This window comes from Rhodococcus sp. UNC363MFTsu5.1, assembly GCF_000686785.1.
In the GTDB taxonomy this organism is placed as follows: Bacteria; Actinomycetota; Actinomycetes; order Mycobacteriales; family Mycobacteriaceae; genus Rhodococcus_G; species Rhodococcus_G maanshanensis.
The window spans coordinates 74,119-89,487 of the sequence record NZ_JMLO01000006.1; the positions used below are offsets into that span (position 1 = coordinate 74,119).

The following is a 15,369-nucleotide window of genomic DNA, read 5'->3' on the forward strand; positions in this document are numbered from 1 at the left end:
TCCTAGAGCTTGACCATCGGGCTAGAGCTTGACCATCGGGACTCCGCCGATGAGCATCAGCCGCACCTTGCCCGCCGAGCCGAAGTCGACGGTGACCGTCGCCGTCGGCCCGCTGCCCTTGGTCTCCAATACCGTTCCGAGACCGTACTTGTCGTGGCTGACGCGATCGCCGACGGCGAGCACCAGGTGGTTGTTGCGCGCTCGGGCGGCACCGAAGCTCGGTGTGGCGTTGCCCGATCCGCCGTAGCCCTGACCGGCACCGAAGCCGCCACCGCCGCCGTAGCCCTGGCCGCCGCGGGGACGCCCGCCACCGATCGCACCACCGGCGCCGGTACCCGGGTCCTCCCGCCGCCAGTGCAGCAGGTCCGACGGGATCTCCTGCAGGAATCGTGATTCCGGGTTCGTGATCGGCTGCCCCCACGCCGAGCGCATGACCGCGCGGGTGAGGTACAGCCGATGCCGGGCCCTGGTGATGCCGACGTAGGCCAGCCTGCGTTCCTCGGACAGCTCGGCCGGGTCACCGAGCGCGCGCATGTGCGGGAACTGGCCGTCCTCCCAGCCGGTCACGAACACCACGGGGAACTCGAGGCCCTTCGCGGTGTGCAGGGTCATCAGGGTCACCACGCCGTCGCCGTTGTCGGGCAGCTGGTCGGAATCGGCCACCAGCGACACCCGCTCGAGGAACGCGGCGAGCGACCCCGGGTCCGGTTCGCCCTCGGTGGGGTCGAGCGCGTCCTCGGACGCCGCCGCGAGCGCGCCCTCGAGGCTCTCGTCGATCTCCGTCTCCACGCCGGCGGCGTTGCGCGCATCCGAGCTGAATTCCTGCGCCACGCTGACCAACTCGTTGAGGTTGTCCAGTCGTGCGCCGTCCTGCGGATCGCTGCTCGCCTCGAGCTCGGCCCGGTAGCCGGTCCGGTCGAGCACGGCCTCGACCACCTCGCCGATGTCGATCAGCCCGGTGTCGTCGGGCTGCATCGTCTCGCGGATGCCGTCCATCATCTCGAGGAACGCGACGATCGCCTTCTGCGAGCGGGTGTTCAGCAGCGGCACCACGCCGTCCGCCGCGTCCCGCAGCGCCTGCGCGAAGCCGACCCCACGCTGCTCCGAGTGCACGGCCACGCAGGCCTCGGCACGGTCGCCGATGCCGCGGCGCGGGGTGTTGAGGATCCGGCGCAGGCTGACGGTGTCGTCGGGATTCTGCAGCACCCGCAGGTAGGCGACCACGTCGCGAACCTCCTTGCGCTCGTAGAACCGGACGCCGCCGACCACCTTGTACGGCAGGCCGAGGCGGATGAAGATCTCCTCCAGCGCCCTGGAGGAGTTGTTGGTGCGGTAGAACACCGCGACGTCGCCGAACTTCGCGTCGCCCGCGTCCACCAGCTTGTCGATCTCGGAGGCGACGAAATAGGCCTCGTCGTGCTCGTTGTCGGCGACGTAGCCGGTGATCAACTCCCCCTCGCCGGAGTCGGTCCACAGCCGCTTCTCGCGCCTGCCGGTGTTGCGGGAGATCACCGCGTTCGCGGCCGACAGGATGTTCTGGGTGGATCGGTAGTTCTGCTCGAGCAGGATGGTGCGGGCGTCCGGGTAGTCCCGCTCGAACTCCTCGATGTTGCGGATGGTGGCGCCGCGGAACGCATAGATCGACTGGTCCGCGTCGCCGACCACGCACAGCTCGGCAGGCGGGACGAGGGACGCGCTGTCCGCGATTCCGCCGACCAGCTCGCGCACCAGCACGTACTGCGCGTGGTTGGTGTCCTGGTACTCGTCGACCAGCACGTGCCGGAACCGGCGCCGGTAGTACTCGGCCACCTGCGGGAAGTTCTGCAGCAGCGCGACGGTCTCGCCGATCAGGTCGTCGAAGTCCATCGCGTTGGCCGCGCGCAGCCGGGCCTGGTAGTGCCCGTACACCTTCGCGACCAGCCGGACCAGCTCGTTCGGGTCCTTGTCGGCGTCGGCCGCGGCCCGCTCCGGGTCGATCAGCTCGTTCTTCAGGTTCGAGATGTGGGTGGCCAGCAGTCGCGCGGAGTACCGCTTCGCGTCGATCTCGAGGTCCTTCGAGATCATCGTCAGCAGCCGGCGCGAATCGTCGGCGTCGTAGATCGTGAAGTTCGAGTTCAGTCCCGGCAGCAGCGCGGCCTGCATCCGCAGGATCCGCACACAGCTCGAGTGGAACGTCGAGACCCACATGTTGTTGGCCCGGGGCCCGACGAGGTGCGCCACGCGCTCGCGCATCTCCGCGGCGGCCTTGTTGGTGAACGTGATCGCCAGGACCTGCCCTGGCGCGACGTCCCGCTCGGCGAGCAGATACGCGATCCGACGGGTCAGCACGGCCGTCTTCCCCGAGCCCGCGCCCGCCACGATCAGCAGCGGCGAACCGGCATGCACCACCGCCTCGCGCTGCTGCGGGTTGAGCCCCTCGAGGAGGGCCGCCGAAGGGGTGCGGGTACCCGCGTGAGCTGCTGCTGAGAATGTGTTCATCGTCTGTCAACGCTACCGCCGCGCACCGACAGCGGCGCCCCCGGACCGGCCCGCCGCCCCGGCGATGGTCAGCCCCTCGCGCCCGTGGCAAACTGTGATTCCTGATCTGACACGAGGAGAAACACACATGGGCGGCTCAGTTCCATCGGATGCCACCGATCCCGACCTCCCCACCAGCGAGGCCGAGATCGAGGAGCTCCGACTGGAGATCGACCGACTGGACGCCGAGATCCTCGCCGCGATCAAGCGCCGCAGCGAGGTCTCCCAGATCATCGGCCGCACCCGGATGGCCTCCGGCGGCCCGCGCCTCGTGCACAGCCGCGAGATGAAGGTTCTCGAGCGCTTCAGCGACCTCGGCCAGGAGGGCCACACCCTGGCGATGCTGCTGCTGCGCCTCGGCCGCGGCCGCCTCGGCGGCACCGGCTCGCTCGAGTAGGGCGCTTCTCTCGATTCGGCGGGCTCGAGAGGCCCCTCGATCGTCGCCGACGACCGGGCTACCCGGTGACAGGCGGGATGAACTCGCAGACCACCGGCCGCTGATGCGCCGGATCGAGCGCATTGAGCACGAAGCCCGCCGTCCGCGGGCTGCCCGCGATCGCCAGATGCTCGGAGAAATCGGTCGGGCAACCGTCCTGCACCACGATGTTCACCGCGTTGGGCGCGGCCACCAGGCCGCTCGTGTACGGGTAGGCGATCTCGTCGTACACGGTGGCGATGTTCGTGTAGGCGACGCCCGGGGCGTACACGCCGTCGGCGTTCAGCTCCCGCATGAACTCCGAACCGCCTACCAGCTGCGAACAGGCGACGCAGACTCCCGCGGAGACCATGCTGTCCAGGACATCGGGCTCGACGCCCAGCTGCCGCCCGATCCCGCGCCACAGTTCCATCTGGTCGCCCCACGGGCCCAGCCAGGGTCCGCCGATGGACACGAACTTGTCCACCTTGCCCGCACCGTCCAGGCGCTTGACGAAGTAGTTGCCGACGACGCTGCCCTGCGAGTGGCTGACCAGATCCACCCGCGCCGCCCCCGTCGCGCCGCGCACGCGGTCGACGAAAGCCGCCAGCTCGCCTGCACTTTCGTCCATGGGTCGCATACCGCCCATCGCCGAGAGCGGCCAGGGCACGTCCAATGCGCCGTAGTTGAGCGCGAAGACGCAGTAGCCCTCGTTGGCAAGAACTGGGACGAACGCGCCCCAGTTCGTCTGCGCGCTGGCGGCTGTGCCGTGCACGAGCACCACCGGATTCGGATGTGCCGCGGAGGGTTTGCAGGACCAGTCGTTGGAACCGGGCAGCGAACCACCGGGATTCGCGAGCTCGTGCGGGATGCCCGCAAAGAGGTTGTAGTCCACCGGCAACTCGGCCCGCGCGGTACCACCCGCCGCGGTCCAGAGGGCGGCGAGAACCACCATCACCAGCATCGATCCCGGCGCGCGCCGATACAGCCTCCGTCGCACGATCCCCCCAATTTGCCGACGTTTCGCGACAGCCTATCCGGCACGGCGCGGCGCCAGAGGCCGTATCGGGAGTAATTGGCGGCCCAGTTCACCGACCCAGACGGCGCGTCACTGCAGGGCGATGTACTTGGTCTCCAGGTACTCCTCGATGCCCTCGCTGCCGCCCTCGCGCCCGAACCCGGAGGACTTGACGCCCCCGAACGGCGCGGCGGCGTCCGAGATCACGCCCCTGTTCACGCCGACCATCCCGGTCTCGAGCGCCTCCGCCACCCGCAGCGCCCGATCCAGGCTCTGCGTGTAGATGTAGGCGGCCAGTCCGTACTCGGTGTCGTTGGCGGCGGCGATGCCCTCCTCCTCGGTGTCGAACCCGGCGATCGCGGCGACCGGACCGAACACCTCCTCGCGCAGGATGCGGGCCTCGACGGGCACGTCCGCCAGCACCGTCGCCGGGTAGAAGTAGCCCGGCCCGCCCGGCGCCTGGCCGCCGAGTCGCACCTGCGCCCCCACCGCGACCGCGTCGCGCACCAGCTCGCTGACGGTCTCGAGCTGAGCGGGGTTGATCAGGGGCCCGAGCTTCGAATCCGGGTCGGTGCCCGGTCCGAGAGTCATCGCACGCATCCGCTCGGTCAGCCTGGCGGCGAACTCCTCGCGGACCGAGTTCTGCACGTGGAATCGGTTCGCCGCGGTGCAGGCCTCGCCGCCGTTGCGCAGCTTGGCCAGCATCGCCCCGTCCACCGCGGCGTCCAGGTCGGCGTCGTCGAACACGACGAAGGGCGCGTTCCCGCCGAGCTCCATCGAGGTGCGCAGCAGCCCCTTCGCGGACTGCTCGATCAGCTTGCGCCCGACCCCGGTCGACCCGGTGAACGTGAGCTTGCGCAGCCGCGGATCGTCGATCAGCGGTCCGGTCAGCGCGCTCGCGTTCGAGGTCGGCAGTACCGACAGGACGCCGTCGGGCAGCCCGGCGTCGGCGATGAGCTGTCCGAGCAACAGCATGGTCAGCGGCGTCTCGGCTGCGGGCTTGACGATCATCGTGCAGCCGGCGGCGAGGGCGGGCCCGATCTTGCGGGTCCCCATCGCCAGCGGGAAGTTCCACGGGGTGATCGCCAAACACGGCCCGACCGGGGCCTTGCCGACCAGGATCCGGCCGGTGCCGGCGGGCGCGTTGGTGTAGCGGCCTGCGATCCGCACCGCCTCCTCGCTGAACCAGCGGAAGAACTCGGCGCCATAGGCCACCTCGCCCTTGCTCTCGGCCAGCACCTTGCCCATCTCCAGCGTCATCAGCAGGGCGAAGTCGTCGGCGCGGGCGGTGATCGCCTCGAACACCGACCGCAGGATCTCGCCGCGTTTGCGCGCCGGGGTGGCCGCCCACTCGCGCTGGGCGGCCGCCGCCGCATCGAGCGCAAGCAGGCCGTCGGCGGGGCCTGCGTCCGCGACCTCGGCGAGCGGCTCGCCGGTCGCGGGGTTGACCACCGTGAACGTCGCGCCGCTCTCCGCGTCCACCTGTTTTCCGCCGATCCAGAGCTTCGTCGGAACCGACTCGATCAGAGTTCGCTCGTCCATGGCTCCATACTGCCCGCCCACGCGCGTAATGGAAGGCCCCGTCGAGTGTGCAGCTTCCGTCGCGTCGCCCGAGTGGTCCCGCCTGTAGGTGCACACTCGGCGAACCGCCGGACACGATCGATCAAGGAGCGCCCGCACCGGGAAGCGCTGAGCGCCGCCGGTTCTCCCCCACTAGTCTCGACGTATGAGTCTCGACATCACCGCCACCGCCGCCTGGCAGGAGCTTCGCGCGCACCACGACCAGGTCGGGACGCGGCACCTGCGCGAGATCTTCGCCGAGGATCCCAAGCGCGGCATCGAGCTCACGGTGACGGCAGGCGATCTCTACATCGACTACAGCAAGCACCGGGTCGAGCGCGAGACCCTGCGACTGCTGATCGAGCTGGCCCGCGCGGCAGGGGTCGAGGAGCGGCGGGACGCGATGTTCCGGGGCGATCACATCAACACCTCCGAGGACCGCGCCGTCCTGCACACGGCGCTGCGACTGCCCGCCGACGCGACCCTGGTGGTCGACGGCCAGGACGTGGTCGCCGACGTACACGAGGTGCTCGAACGGATGGGGCACTTCACCGATCGACTCCGCTCGGGCGAGTGGCGCGGGGCGACCGGCGAGCGCATCACGACCGTGGTCAACATCGGCATCGGCGGTTCCGATCTGGGTCCGGTGATGGCGTACCGAGCGCTGCGGCACTACGCGGACGCGGGCATCGCGGCCCGGTTCGTCTCCAACATCGACCCCTCCGACCTGGTGAGCAAGCTGGCCGGTCTCGACCCGGCGACCACGCTCTTCATCGTCGCCTCGAAGACCTTCTCCACCCTCGAGACCCTCACCAACGCAACGGCGGCCAGGCGCTGGCTCACCGCGGCCCTCGGCGAGGACGCCGTCGCCAAACACTTCGTCGCCGTGTCGACCCACGCCGAGCGGGTGTCCGATTTCGGTATCGACACCGACAACATGTTCGGCTTCTGGGACTGGGTCGGCGGACGTTACTCCGTGGACTCGGCCATCGGGCTGTCGCTGATGTGCGTGATCGGCAAGGAGGGGTTCGGCGAGTTCCTCGAGGGCTTCCACACCATCGACCGGCACTTCGCGACCGCCCCGCTCGAGGACAACGCGCCGGTACTGCTCGGCCTCATCGGCCTCTGGTACTCGAGCTTCTTCGACTCGGATTCGCGTGCGGTACTGCCCTATTCCAACGACCTCGGCCGGTTCGCGGCCTACCTGCAGCAGCTCACCATGGAGTCGAACGGCAAGTCGGTGCGCGCCGACGGGTCGCCGGTGACCACCCCGACCGGCGAGATCTTCTGGGGCGAGCCGGGCACCAACGGCCAGCACGCCTTCTACCAGTTGCTGCACCAGGGCACCCGGCTCTCCCCCGCCGACTTCATCGGGTTCGCCGAGCCGACCGATGACCTGCCGACGCTCGACGGCACCGGCAGCATGCACGACATCCTGATGAGCAATCTGTTCGCCCAGACCAAGGTCCTGGCGTTCGGAAAGACCGCGGAGGAGATCGCGGCGGAGGGCACCGCACCGGAACTGGTGCCGCACAAGGTGATGCCGGGCAACCGGCCGTCGACGACCATCCTCGCGCCCCGGATCACCCCCTCGGCGCTCGGCCAGCTGATCGCGCTGTACGAACACCAGGTCTTCGTCGAGGGCGTCGTGTTCGGCATCGATTCCTTCGACCAGTGGGGCGTCGAACTGGGCAAGACCCAGGCACTCGAGCTCGGCCCGATCCTCACCAACCCCGAAGCCCCTGCGGAGCAAGCCGATTCGTCCACCGACACCCTGGTGCGGTGGTATCGCAGCAGGCGGGGCCGCGCGGTCTGAGTACTCCCGGCGCGCCTAGGCGACGTGCCCGTGGGGCAGCAGGTGCGCCCACGCGTCGGTGGTGCGCACCGCACCCCGTCGGTACGCGACGCGGGCGGCGAGTTCGTTCTCGTCGAGCCAGCGCAGCGCGGCCACTCCCCGGCTCACCGCGGCGGCCGCCGCCGCATAGGCCCACAGGCTGTCCTCGGTGATCACCGTGACGCCGTCCAGTCCGCCGTCGGCATCCCACTCCGCCCGCACGGCGGGACGTGCTGAGGACAGCGCCTTCCCGGTGAGGACCTCGATCGGCGCGCCGGCCCCGATCTCCACCTGCCATCCCCCGATCGGGCAGTGCCCGGCCGTCGAGATGGTGTCACCGATCCGCATCAGGACACCGCATTCGAGTGCCCCCGCGGCAGTGTGGGCCACCCGATCCGCGATGCCTGCCTTCGCGGTGTCGGTGATGTCGAGGTAGACCCCGAACGGGGCGAAAACCGTGTCGGAGTCCAGCCGCACGTCCTCGAACGTGCCCTCGGGATGGATGGGGGGCACCCTGCGCGGGTCGGCCGTGTCGTGGGAGAGCGGGTCGACGGCACCCCCGGTCATCCGGGCCGCCCACAACGCGGCCCGGATCAGTGCGGTGAGGCGGCGGCTGATCTTGACCGGCATGCCCTGGGAGAGATTGACGGCATGGATCTCGGCGTCGCCGCGGGTGAGGTCGCAGGCGGCGCGGACGTCGGTGAGCGTGGCGGCTGCGATATCGGCCGCAGCGTCGAGCGCGGCCCCCTCGGTCACCTGGATCTCCACCTCACTGCCCCAGGTGCGCCACTGCATGCTCGGAACCATGATCGTGCTCCACGGATGGGCCGCCGACGCGGCGAGTCTGCTTAAACCAGTATGCGCCAGGTTTCTGAGCAGCGACTGAGCGAATCTTCCCCGGTGCCGCCGTCGAATTGGCCAAAGGCCTGGATTTGCATGCGACTCACGGTTACAGTTACCTGAACATCGAGACACCGCGGCCGGTACGCCGCACCGAAGAGACGATGCCGTGCGCGATCGCCTCAGCAACGACAGCGACAGCGGGAGTAGCCATGACACTGACGACAGCGACCGATCGATCCGATCAGGCCAGGTACGACGAGTCCCTGACGATGCTGTCGGAAGCGTCGGTGCACAAGCACTTCGATCCCTTCGAGGACATCGACTGGGATTCCCCCGAGTTCGCGGTGATCCCGAACGACCCCAGGTGGGTCCTCCAGAAGGAGAGCGACCCGCTCGGCAGCCACCCGTGGTACCAGTCGCTGCCCCTGGACAAGCAGATCGAGATCGGCATGTGGCGTCAGGCCAATGTCGCCAAGGTCGGCCTGCAGTTCGAGAACATCCTGATCCGCGGGATGATGCAGTACGTCTTCTCGCTGGAGAACGGATCCCCCGAGGCCCGGTACTGCACCCACGAGACCATCGAGGAGTGCAACCACACCCTGATGTTCCAGGAGATGGTCAACCGGATCGGCAAGGACACCCCCGGCATGGGGCCGCTGATGCGCTTCGTCTCGCCGTTCCTCCCGCTGGCAGGCTCGACGCTGCCGGTGATCTTCTTCATGGGCGTCCTCGCCGGCGAGGAACCGATCGACCACATCCAGAAGGCCGTCCTGCGTGAGGACGGTGTCATCCACCCGATCATGAAGGGTGTCATGGCGATTCACGTCGCCGAGGAGGCCAGGCACATCTCGTTCGCGCACCAGTTCCTGCGTCGGCGCGTCCCGAAGATGTCGAAGGTGGGACGGTTCTTCGCCTCGCTGGCGATGCCGATCATCATGCGCATCCTGTGCGACGTCATCGTGATCCCGCCGAAGCAGTTCTGGCGCGAGTTCGACATCCCGAAGCAGGTCAAGAAGGACCTGTTCTGGAGCACCCCCGAGGCGCGCCAGACCCTGCGCGACTACTTCGCGGACGTGCGGATGCTCGCCACCGACAGCGGACTGATGAACCCCGCATCCCGCCTGGTCTGGAAGGGCCTGAAGATCGACGGCAAGAGCTCGCGCTACCGCAGCGAGCCGGTCCGCAGCGCCGCCTGACCAGACCCCCGGATCGGAAGTCGTTTCGCCATGCCCCATGTCGTCACCCAATCCTGCTGCAGCGACGCGTCCTGCGTGTACGCCTGCCCCGTCAACTGCATCCACCCGACGCCGGACGAGCCCGACTTCCTGACCGCGGAGATGCTGCACATCGACCCGGCCTCGTGCGTCGACTGCGGTGCCTGCATCTCCGCGTGCCCGGTGGACGCGATCGTCCCGCACTCGAAGCTCTCGGAGTCGCAGCAGCCGTTCCTGACGATCAACGCGGACTTCTACAAGGAGCCGCGCCCGCGGCCGGTGCTGGCGCCCGTGGTGCCCGCACCCGAGGTCCACCGCGACCGGGGTCCGCTGCGGGTGGCGATCGTGGGGGCGGGCCCGGCCGCGATGTACGCGGCCGACGAGCTGCTCACCCAGCCCGGGGTGCAGGTCAACGTCTTCGACCGGCTTCCCGTGCCGCACGGCCTGGTCCGCGCAGGCGTCGCGCCCGATCACCAGAAGACCAAGCAGGTCTCCCGGTTGTACGACAAGATCGCCGCCCAGCCGGGATTCGAGTACTTCCTCAACGTGGAGATCGGCGAACACCTGACCCACGACGAACTGCTCGCGCACCATCACGCCGTGATCTACGCGGTCGGCGCCTCGACCGACCGCGGCCTCGGGATCCCCGGCGAGGACCTCCCCGGCTCGACCTCCGCGACGAACCTGGTGGCCTGGTACAACGGCCATCCCGACCACGCCGGCGATCGCTTCGACCTGTCCCACCGGCGGGCCGTCATCATCGGAAACGGCAATGTCGCACTCGATGTCGCCCGGATCCTGACCGCGGACCCCGACCGTCTCGCCGCCACCGACATCGCGCCAGCCGCCCTCGAGGCGCTGCGCGGCAGCCGGATCGAGGAGGTCGTGATCGTCGCGCGGCGCGGAATCGCCCAGTCCGCCTTCACGGTTCCCGAGTTCGCCGGCCTTCTCGACGCGCCCGACGTCGACGTGGTGGTCCACCCCGAGGAGATGGTGCTCGACCCCACGACCGAACTCCTCGCCCGAGACGGCGAGCTCTCGCATTCGGTCGCGCAGAAGCTGTCGCTGCTCCGGTCCGCCCGCCTCGATGGCGAGCCGGGTCACGAGCGGCGGCGGATCTCGCTGCGTTACCTGTTGTCCCCGACCGCGATCAGCGGCGACGACCGGGTCACCGGAGTCGAGTTCGACCGCAACGCGCTGACCGTCGGGGAGGACGGCAGCGTGCGGGTCGAGTCGACCGGCGAGACGGAACGACTCGAGGCCGGCCTCGTCCTCACCTCGATCGGGTACCGAGGGGTGCCGATCGCGGGGGTGCCGTTCGATCATTCGGCCGGGGTGATCCCCAATGCCGACGGGCGGGTGCTCGACGGACCGGGCGGATCCGTGCTCGCGGGCGCGTACGCCACCGGCTGGATCAAGCGCGGGCCGAGCGGGTTCATCGGCACGAACAAGTCCTGCGCGCAGGAGACCGTGACCCGGCTCGTCGACGACTTCAACTCGGGTCGGCTGCGCGAGCCCCGGTCGGGCGCGGCCGCGCTGAACCGGCTGGTGCGGGAGCGACAGTCGGCGGTGATCGACCGCGCGGGATGGCAGCTGATCGACGAGGCCGAACGCAGCCGCGGCGCCGAGCGGGGCCGCATCCGCGAGAAGATCACCGACCAGGCCGAGCTCGCGCTGATCGCCGGGGCTGCGGGCCGGAGAACCGAGACGTCCGTGCTCGGACGGCTCCGCCGGCGGCGCTAGCCGGATCACCCCAGCAGCTGGCGTAAACCCCACTCGAACTGGTTCACCGCACTGGGATTCGGCTCTGCAGACCTGATCGCGGTCGGTGTGTTCGCGCCGCTGGACCTGCCGGGCGCCGAGCGGGCGAACTTCGCCGGATACCTGTTGTGGAGCGCCTGGCTGGTGGTGTTCGCGGGGCTGCTCGCATTCGGGCGCCGGACAGGGCAACCGGAACCGGCCTATGGTGGATCGCGGAACCCGCAGTCCCCTAGGAGTGGAGTTCACTGATGAGCGAACAGGACATCCTCGCGAGCATCCGCCTGCTCGTCGACACCGAGCATCAACTACGCGCGAAGACCGAGGCGGGCGACCTCGATCCCGAGCAGGAGCAGACGCAGCTCGCCGCCATCGAGGAGACCCTCGACCAGTGCTGGGACCTGTTGCGCCAGCGCCGGGCCCGCATCGACGCCGGCCTGCCACCGGACGAAGTCCCGGTCAGCCCCGCAGGCCAGGTCGAGGGCTATCTGCAGTAACCGCAGGCCGCGCCGGCTAGAGGAAGCGGCCGGTCAGCCCGGTCGGCAGCACGCGGAGCGCCAGATCGATCGGTCGCCACGGCCACCCGGGGACGACGGCCCGCCGCGGTTCCCGTTCGATCGCCTTCACCATCGACCGCACCCCGGCAACGGTGTCCGCCATCAGCGGCGTCTTGGCCACCTTCTCGTTGATCGGGGTCTGGATGTAGCCGGGCAGGATGGTGGTGACGGCGATCGGGCTGCGCGAGAGTTCCGCGGCCAGCCCCTCCCCGATCGCGGACACCGCCGCCTTGCTCGCCGAATAGGCGGTCTGCGCCTTCGGTAGTCCGCGCACCGCACTCATCGAGGACACCAGCACCAGATGGCCTGCGCCGCGGGCGCGAAAGAGTGCCATCGCGGCCTCCGCCTGGGCCAGCGCACCGACGAAGTTCGTCTGCGCGGTCTCGAGATTCGCCTCTGGCTTGCCCGTGCCGATCGCCGCACCCTTGCCGATCCCGGCGTTGACCACGATCCGGTCGAGCCCGCCCAGCTCGTCGTCCAGTTCGCCGAACACCTCGGACACCGCACGGTGGTCGTTGACGTCGAGGGTCCGGACCGCAACCCTGATCGACGGGTGCGCGGCAAGGAGTTCGGCGCGCAACTCCTCGAGCCGATCGATGCGGCGGGCACACAGCGCGAGATCGCGCCCCTTGGAGGCGAACTGGCGCGCCATCTCCGCGCCCAGCCCGGAGCTGGCGCCGGTGATCAGGATCGTGGTTCGCGTCTTCGCCGTGGAGGTCACAGCGGATCAGCCTAGTGCGGTAAGGGGGTTCACACCCGGGTGCGCACGTGCGCCCGCTCGCCCTGCGGCCCGAACAGGCTCAGGATCTCCGCAGGCTCGGGCCCGGGATTGCCGAACCAATGCGGGACGTGGGTGTCGAACTCCGCCACCTCCCCCGGCATCAGGATCACGTCCTGGTCGCCGAGACACAGCCGCAGCCGCCCGGACAGGACGTACAACCACTCGTAGCCCTCATGCGTCTGCAACCGCGGCTCGTCCACCGCCGGCCGCGCGGGGAAGACGTGCTTGAACGCCTGGATCCCGCCCGGCCTGCGGGTCAGCGGGATGATCGTGACGCCGTTGCGGCTGATCGGGCGGGGGTGGATCCGCGGGTCGCCGGTCGCGGGTGCATCGACGAGCTCGTCCAGCGGCAGCTGGTGCGCCCGGGCCAGCGGGAGCAGCAGTTCCAGGGTCGGCCTGCGCTGCCCGGATTCGAGCCGCGAGAGGGTGCTCACCGAGATCCCGGTGCTCTCCGCGAGCTGCGCCAGCGTCGCGCCGCGCTGCCTGCGGATCGCGCGCAGCCGAGGTCCGACCGCGTCGAGGACGTCGTCGAGCGCGTGCGGGTCGCCTGCCATGCACCCAGTTTGCCACTTCGGCAACGCAGCTTGCCGGATTCGGCTCCGGGGACGGACAGTGCAACGACGAAGGCGGACGAACGGAGGAGGACGAGGGTGGAACAGCACTACGACGTGGTGATCGTGGGCGGCGGCGCCGCCGGGCTCAGCGGGGCGGTGGCGCTGACGCGTGCCAGGCGCTCGGTCCTGGTGATCGACGCGGGCGAGCCGCGCAACGCCCCGGCCGGGCACGTGCACAACTACCTGACCCGCGAGGGCACCCCGCCCGCCGAGCTGCTGGTGGCGGGCCGGGCCGAGGCGCAGGGGTACGGCGGCGAGATCGTGAGCGGCACGGTGGCCTCGGCGCTGCCAGCCGAGGGCGGCGGCTTCCGCGTCGGACTCGCCGACGGCACGGCCGTGTCCGCCCGCAGGCTGCTGGTGACCACGGGCCTGGTGGACGAACTGCCGGACGTGCCCGGCATCGCCGAACGCTGGGGTCGCGAGGTGCTGCACTGCCCGTACTGCCACGGCTGGGAGGTCCGCGACCGGGCGATCGGGATCCTGGCCACCGGACCGATGGCCGCGCACCAGGCACTGATGTGGCGGCAGTGGAGCGCGGACATCACCGTGTTCCTGCACACCGCGGCCGAGCCGAGCGCCGAGGAGCTCGAGCAGTTCGAGGCCCGCGGCATCGCGGTCGTGCGCGGCGAGGTCGCCGGGCTGGACGTCGCCGACGACCGATTCACCGGGGTCCGCATGCGGAGCGGCGAGCTCGTGCCCCGCGACGCGATGGTCGTCGCGCCGCGCTTCGAGGCCCGCGCCGGCTTCCTGCGCGAGCTCGGCCTCGAGCCCACCGAGCAGGAGATGGCCGGGCACGTGATCGGCAGCTACATCGCCGCCGATCCGATGGGGGCCACCGCGGTCCCGGGGGTGTGGGCGGCCGGCAACGTCGCGGACCTCAAGGCCCAGGTGATCGTCGCGGCCGCAGCGGGGCTGACCGCGGGCGCGGCCATCAATGCCGATCTCATCGCGGAGGACACCCGGCTCGCGGTGGCCGCCCACCTGCACTCGGAGGATCCGGCGCCGGGTGGCCCGATCACCGTGGACGACGAGCGTGCCTGGGAGGAGCGATACCGATCGAAGACCGGGGTCTGGAGCGGGCGCCCGAACCCCCACCTGGTGGCCGAGGCCGCCGAGCTGACGCCTGGCACCGCACTCGACGTCGGCGCGGGCGAGGGTGCCGACGCGCATTGGCTGGCCGAACGCGGCTGGCGGGTGACCGCGGTGGACTTCTCGACCACGGCGTTGCAGCGGGCGGCCGCGCGCGCCGAGGCCCTCGGCGCGGACGTGGCGCACCGACTGAACTGGGTGTACGCCGACCTGACCACCGGGCCGATCGAGGGCCACTTCGACCTCGTCACCGCGCATTTCATGCACCTGCCGGAGCCGCAGCGCGGTGTCCTGCACGCCCGGCTGGCGGCCGCCGTCGCGCCGGGCGGGAGCCTGCTCATCGTCGGCCACCACCCGTCCGACCTGCAGACCACGGTGCCGCGGCCGCCGGTACCGGAGCTGTTCTTCACCGCGGAGGAGATCGCGGCCTCGCTCGACCCCGACGAGTGGGACGTCGTCGTGGCCGAGGCAAGGGCACGCGTCGCGACGGATCCCGACGACCGCGAGGTCACCATCCACGACGCGGTCCTGCTCGCCCGCAGGCGCCCCTGACCCGTCGCGCCCCCGGCCGCCGCGGAACCTACCTCGGCCTCGACAGTCGCCCTGTCGAGGCCGAGGTCGGTGGGCAGACCCGGCGCCGTCACCCCTCGGTTGACGATCCGTTCACCACGCGCGAGGTGGTGTCGACGCCGCCCGCGGCCGCTATGTGCTTGGCCGTGTCCACGTAGTGCCGCATCCGGGAGATCTTCCCGTTCCGGTCGAAGGACCACAGGTGCAGTTCCTCGTCGCGGTAGTGACCGCCACCGGGGACCACGGCGTCGATGCTGATCTCGGCAGCCACCTGGCTCTCGCCCGCCATGATCGACAGGACCGCGAACTCGCCGATGTCGAACCCGCCCACGATCCCGAAGAACTCGGCCGCGCCGGCACGGCCACCCCGCCTGCGCAGCCACGGCACGTCGGCACGTTGCGCAAAGCTGTCGGCCCAGTCCTCCCAGCGCACGTCCTCGGCCAGCATGCCGAGAACCGCCGGGATGTCGCCGCGCGCGAACGCGGCGTAGAGCGCTCCGATCGTCGCCGCGTGGTCGGCGGCGGCGGCGCCGGGTTCGGTGCTCATGGTGCCCTCCTACCCGAGAGTGTTCTCGCGAACGGGAGTCGTCCATCTTGGA

Annotated in this window: 13 protein-coding genes and 1 pseudogene; 7 read left to right on the top strand and 7 right to left on the bottom strand. The window is 70.1% G+C overall.

Going from position 1 to position 15,369, the window contains the following annotated elements:
- Positions 1 to 21 precede the first annotated feature (21 nt).
- On the bottom strand, positions 22 to 2,478 hold the full coding sequence (gene pcrA, locus BR31_RS0110120) for a DNA helicase PcrA (protein WP_027500852.1): 2,457 nt from the start codon (positions 2,476 to 2,478) through the stop codon (positions 22 to 24).
- 127 nt (positions 2,479 to 2,605) lie between these two features.
- Here pcrA and BR31_RS0110125 point away from each other — a divergent pair, with 127 nt between their 5' ends.
- Positions 2,606 to 2,914, top strand: coding sequence for a chorismate mutase (locus BR31_RS0110125; protein ID WP_027500853.1), 309 nt, complete (start codon positions 2,606 to 2,608; stop codon positions 2,912 to 2,914).
- Between the two features lie 58 nt (positions 2,915 to 2,972).
- Here the strand turns inward: BR31_RS0110125 and BR31_RS0110130 are convergent, their stop codons facing one another.
- Both BR31_RS0110130 and BR31_RS0110135 read right to left on the bottom strand, forming a co-directional pair.
- Complete coding sequence (locus BR31_RS0110130) at positions 2,973 to 3,896, bottom strand: esterase/lipase family protein (RefSeq protein ID WP_027500854.1); 924 nt, start codon at positions 3,894 to 3,896, stop codon at positions 2,973 to 2,975.
- Positions 3,897 to 4,040: 144 nt separating this feature from the next.
- Positions 4,041 to 5,492: an NAD-dependent succinate-semialdehyde dehydrogenase gene (locus tag BR31_RS0110135; RefSeq protein ID WP_027500855.1), complete on the bottom strand. Its 1,452-nt coding sequence runs from the start codon at positions 5,490 to 5,492 to the stop codon at positions 4,041 to 4,043.
- A 184-nt stretch (positions 5,493 to 5,676) separates the two neighbouring features.
- On the opposite strand from BR31_RS0110135, the gene pgi reads away from it, so the two are divergent.
- Positions 5,677 to 7,326 (top strand): glucose-6-phosphate isomerase, encoded by a 1,650-nt coding sequence (gene pgi / locus BR31_RS0110140; protein ID WP_027500856.1) that lies wholly within the window; start codon positions 5,677 to 5,679, stop codon positions 7,324 to 7,326.
- A 15-nt stretch (positions 7,327 to 7,341) separates the two neighbouring features.
- Here pgi and BR31_RS0110145 read toward each other — a convergent pair whose 3' ends face one another.
- Complete coding sequence (locus BR31_RS0110145) at positions 7,342 to 8,151, bottom strand: FAD:protein FMN transferase (RefSeq protein WP_027500857.1); 810 nt, start codon at positions 8,149 to 8,151, stop codon at positions 7,342 to 7,344.
- Positions 8,152 to 8,396: 245 nt separating this feature from the next.
- On the opposite strand from BR31_RS0110145, the gene BR31_RS0110150 reads away from it, so the two are divergent.
- The 3 genes from BR31_RS0110150 to BR31_RS0110160 all read left to right on the top strand — a co-directional run bounded on the left by BR31_RS0110150 (position 8,397) and on the right by BR31_RS0110160 (position 11,656).
- Positions 8,397 to 9,383 (top strand): AurF N-oxygenase family protein, encoded by a 987-nt coding sequence (locus tag BR31_RS0110150; protein WP_027500858.1) that lies wholly within the window; start codon positions 8,397 to 8,399, stop codon positions 9,381 to 9,383.
- 30 nt (positions 9,384 to 9,413) lie between these two features.
- The gene (locus BR31_RS0110155) at positions 9,414 to 11,144 is read left to right on the top strand and encodes an FAD-dependent oxidoreductase (RefSeq protein ID WP_027500859.1); all 1,731 of its coding nucleotides are present in this window, start codon (positions 9,414 to 9,416) and stop codon (positions 11,142 to 11,144) included.
- A 266-nt stretch (positions 11,145 to 11,410) separates the two neighbouring features.
- Positions 11,411 to 11,656 carry a DUF2630 family protein gene (locus tag BR31_RS0110160; protein ID WP_027500860.1) on the top strand — a complete coding sequence of 82 codons (246 nt, stop codon included), beginning with the start codon at positions 11,411 to 11,413 and terminating at the stop codon, positions 11,654 to 11,656.
- 16 nt (positions 11,657 to 11,672) lie between these two features.
- Here BR31_RS0110160 and BR31_RS0110165 read toward each other — a convergent pair whose 3' ends face one another.
- Positions 11,673 to 12,437 (bottom strand): SDR family oxidoreductase, encoded by a 765-nt coding sequence (locus tag BR31_RS0110165; RefSeq protein ID WP_027500861.1) that lies wholly within the window; start codon positions 12,435 to 12,437, stop codon positions 11,673 to 11,675.
- A gap of 29 nt (positions 12,438 to 12,466) precedes the next feature.
- A complete protein-coding gene (locus BR31_RS0110170; protein ID WP_027500862.1) occupies positions 12,467 to 13,051 on the bottom strand; it encodes a helix-turn-helix domain-containing protein in 585 nt (194 codons plus the stop codon).
- A 96-nt stretch (positions 13,052 to 13,147) separates the two neighbouring features.
- On the opposite strand from BR31_RS0110170, the pseudogene BR31_RS32135 reads away from it, so the two are divergent.
- Together BR31_RS32135 and BR31_RS32140 are read left to right on the top strand one after the other, a co-directional pair.
- A pseudogene (locus BR31_RS32135) lies at positions 13,148 to 14,095 on the top strand (NAD(P)/FAD-dependent oxidoreductase); the annotation flags it as partial.
- 36 nt (positions 14,096 to 14,131) lie between these two features.
- On the top strand, positions 14,132 to 14,752 hold the full coding sequence (locus BR31_RS32140; protein WP_231496441.1) for a class I SAM-dependent methyltransferase: 621 nt from the start codon (positions 14,132 to 14,134) through the stop codon (positions 14,750 to 14,752).
- An 88-nt stretch (positions 14,753 to 14,840) separates the two neighbouring features.
- Here the strand turns inward: BR31_RS32140 and BR31_RS0110180 are convergent, their stop codons facing one another.
- Positions 14,841 to 15,317 (bottom strand): nuclear transport factor 2 family protein, encoded by a 477-nt coding sequence (locus BR31_RS0110180; protein WP_027500864.1) that lies wholly within the window; start codon positions 15,315 to 15,317, stop codon positions 14,841 to 14,843.
- Positions 15,318 to 15,369 lie beyond the last annotated feature (52 nt).

Bases quoted from the DNA above. Each gene is read 5' to 3' on its own strand.
- pcrA (WP_027500852.1), bottom strand. From the start codon at position 2,478: ATGAACACATTCTCAGCAGCAGCTCACGCGGGTACCCGCACCCCTTCG.
- BR31_RS0110160 (WP_027500860.1), top strand. From the start codon at position 11,411: ATGAGCGAACAGGACATCCTCGCGAGCATCCGCCTGCTCGTCGACACC.
- BR31_RS0110130 (WP_027500854.1), bottom strand. From the start codon at position 3,896: ATGCTGGTGATGGTGGTTCTCGCCGCCCTCTGGACCGCGGCGGGTGGT.
- BR31_RS0110145 (WP_027500857.1), bottom strand. From the start codon at position 8,151: ATGGTTCCGAGCATGCAGTGGCGCACCTGGGGCAGTGAGGTGGAGATC.
- BR31_RS0110135 (WP_027500855.1), bottom strand. From the start codon at position 5,492: ATGGACGAGCGAACTCTGATCGAGTCGGTTCCGACGAAGCTCTGGATC.
- pgi (WP_027500856.1), top strand. From the start codon at position 5,677: ATGAGTCTCGACATCACCGCCACCGCCGCCTGGCAGGAGCTTCGCGCG.
- BR31_RS0110125 (WP_027500853.1), top strand. From the start codon at position 2,606: ATGGGCGGCTCAGTTCCATCGGATGCCACCGATCCCGACCTCCCCACC.
- BR31_RS0110155 (WP_027500859.1), top strand. From the start codon at position 9,414: ATGCCCCATGTCGTCACCCAATCCTGCTGCAGCGACGCGTCCTGCGTG.
- BR31_RS0110170 (WP_027500862.1), bottom strand. From the start codon at position 13,051: ATGGCAGGCGACCCGCACGCGCTCGACGACGTCCTCGACGCGGTCGGA.
- BR31_RS0110180 (WP_027500864.1), bottom strand. From the start codon at position 15,317: ATGAGCACCGAACCCGGCGCCGCCGCCGCCGACCACGCGGCGACGATC.
- BR31_RS0110150 (WP_027500858.1), top strand. From the start codon at position 8,397: ATGACACTGACGACAGCGACCGATCGATCCGATCAGGCCAGGTACGAC.